Here is a 2,095-nt window from a genome sequence, read left to right as displayed (position 1 = left end):
AGGCACTGAAAAGTGCGGTAATGAGTCAAAAAAACTAGTTACATTTTGTAAATTTTTCTGCTTTGTTAAAAGGGAGTTATCAGAGGTTACGTTGTAGAAGAATTTAACAAAAGTCAGTCACATCAAGGCTTCTACGACGTGGATTCTACATAATATGCAACACAACGGAGCAAGGTTCTCTAAACGGTTATCAGACGGATCGAAATTATAGTGATGTACCTGAAGGTTATAAACCCGACGCTGACTCAAAGTTAATTCTGGTGGCTTTTCACCTGGGCGCAGACAAGGGCGTTCACAACGAGAGCAACGCCAATTAGAAGAATTCTTTACAGCAGTAGCAATTTGTTTCCAATCAGGAGAGTAGCGAGTTTGACTCATATTTTATTTGAGGGTAGAACGAAATCATTCTAATTAAGATACTCCTTAATATCACTTTTTTGACGACGAAGAATAGAAAGTGCTTTATGTTCAAGCTTGCGAATTCGTTTTCGGCTTAAGTTAAGCTCAGTTGATGGTCATTTTCTAGCCCGAAATGTAGAGTTAGTCCTTCTCAGTGTATTGGGGCTAAGGACGCTAGCAACTCTTTAATATTCTGGCGCTACGCTAAATTTTGAGTGAAGTCCTCTCTTGAAGAGAGGAACTGTTCAAGTTCGCTTCACATTTGAACAAGGCTTAAAAACGCTTTGCGTAAATCAATTGGAAATTATAAATACTTAGTTGAGGAATAATCATGGATATGCAATCCCTACTAACCTTGGCAATCGTAGTCATCTTTTGGGCATTCGTTACTCTCGTTATATTCCAGTTCATTAGCGGACTATTTGTATCGGCTGCTTACGCTAGTAATGTGGTTTCGGTTAGCAATAGAAATATAACCGCTTCTACAATCCCATCAGTATCAGAAATAATCACATCACAAGCTCGGACTTTTGAAAAATTGCCAGATCCTTGGACATTAGAGGATGAAGTTGTTCATCGTACCAGTAACGAAGCAGTTGTTCTCTCATTCCCTACATTGAGATTACTACCTCCAGTTAAAGAAATTTCACCACAACCAAAACGTACTACTCGTTTAAACAAAGTTGATAATCCTGCCAACAAGTCACCGAAAACTAAAAAGGCTGATGTAAATTCTTCAGGCAAGCGCAAGCCAGGCAGACCGCGTAAAACTGCATAAAAGTTACTCAACTATAACCTCCGATTGCTCAACGGAGGTTAAACTTATTTCCTGAAAAATAGTGAACGCGACATATTGTTGTTTATCATCTGCTTTGAATCATATCCCAAGCAATCACTCCCTACTCGAAGCAGCAAGATTTGAATTAGGAATTGCTGTTGGTTGTGCCAAAGAGTATGAGAAAACTTGGCACTCTATTATCTGGATTCAGTCTAACGCTTGAACTAAAACCAGAGTGCGTGAACAATTAAATCATCTGGCATTTGACTGCTATACACACTTTTTAAAAGCTGTTGATTACCTCAATCAATACGCAGACTTAATGGACGAGCAAGGTAATCAACCTCTTAAGTGGTGGTTTGAAGTCAATTGCAGTTTAAATCTGGCTTACACCTCAATCAATCGAGAAAATAAACGGGAAATTTCAACAAGGCAACTGTGCCTGTTTGATAGCTAACAAAGCCCACATATTAGCTTCGCTTTTTCAAGAGTGAAAATTAAAATTATATAGTCCAATGGTACAGCAACTTTTTACTCAAGGTTCTTTATTCGATTTGCAAACAGTAATCGATTATGGGCAGTCAGTTATTAGTGTTGCCCAAGAGCTTGCAAAAGTTTTAATAGATAATCGCCCTCTCTCTACGAAAACTGTTTCTTCCCAGATGAATCGCTACTTTCTAGGCACTGCCGCGTCTGGTGCATGGCAATGGAAAGATGCTTACGAAGCAGTGGAAGTGGCGCAAATGTTATATCTGCGCCAAAAAGGTTACAAGCTTTTATTAGAGTCGCGGCTAGCCCTGTCAAGGTGACAAATAGCCGGATAATAATGCCATGCGATCGCAAACTAAAAAGTAGCGGAGGAGATGGTGAATGCTGGGAGCAATATTTGAGCGTTTTGTAAAAGAGAGTCCAATTAGT

At 39.3% G+C, this 2,095-nt stretch carries 4 protein-coding genes; 3 read left to right on the top strand and 1 reads right to left on the bottom strand.

Translation table 11 applies throughout. The features are described 5' to 3' along the window. Window positions 1-117: 117 nt before the first annotated feature. Entirely contained in the window at window positions 118-378 is a 261-nt protein-coding gene (locus LC586_RS40335; protein ID WP_229491357.1) for an HNH endonuclease, read from the bottom strand. Window positions 379-730: 352 nt separating this feature from the next. Between LC586_RS40335 and LC586_RS40330 the strand changes: the two genes are divergently transcribed. From LC586_RS40330 to LC586_RS40320, 3 genes are all read left to right on the top strand, one after another. Further along, on the top strand, window positions 731-1,177 hold the full coding sequence (locus LC586_RS40330; RefSeq protein ID WP_229491356.1) for a hypothetical protein: 447 nt from the start codon (window positions 731-733) through the stop codon (window positions 1,175-1,177). Between the two features lie 235 nt (window positions 1,178-1,412). Further along, complete coding sequence (locus LC586_RS40325) at window positions 1,413-1,634, top strand: hypothetical protein (protein ID WP_229491355.1); 222 nt, start codon at window positions 1,413-1,415, stop codon at window positions 1,632-1,634. Between the two features lie 58 nt (window positions 1,635-1,692). Beyond that, window positions 1,693-1,986 (top strand): hypothetical protein, encoded by a 294-nt coding sequence (locus LC586_RS40320; RefSeq protein ID WP_229491354.1) that lies wholly within the window; start codon window positions 1,693-1,695, stop codon window positions 1,984-1,986. The last annotated feature ends 109 nt before the right edge of the window (window positions 1,987-2,095 follow it).

The organism is Nostoc favosum CHAB5714 (genome assembly GCF_020829495.1).
GTDB lineage: Bacteria > Cyanobacteriota > Cyanobacteriia > Cyanobacteriales > Nostocaceae > Nostoc > Nostoc favosum.
Note: the sequence above shows the minus strand (reverse complement) of the source record. Positions and strands in the feature narration are given on the sequence as shown.

Excerpts from the sequence above, each read along its gene's own strand:
- LC586_RS40335 (WP_229491357.1), bottom strand. The coding sequence starts at position 378 with ATGAGTCAAACTCGCTACTCTCCTGATTGGAAACAAATTGCTACTGCT.
- LC586_RS40330 (WP_229491356.1), top strand. The coding sequence starts at position 731 with ATGGATATGCAATCCCTACTAACCTTGGCAATCGTAGTCATCTTTTGG.
- LC586_RS40320 (WP_229491354.1), top strand. The coding sequence starts at position 1,693 with ATGGTACAGCAACTTTTTACTCAAGGTTCTTTATTCGATTTGCAAACA.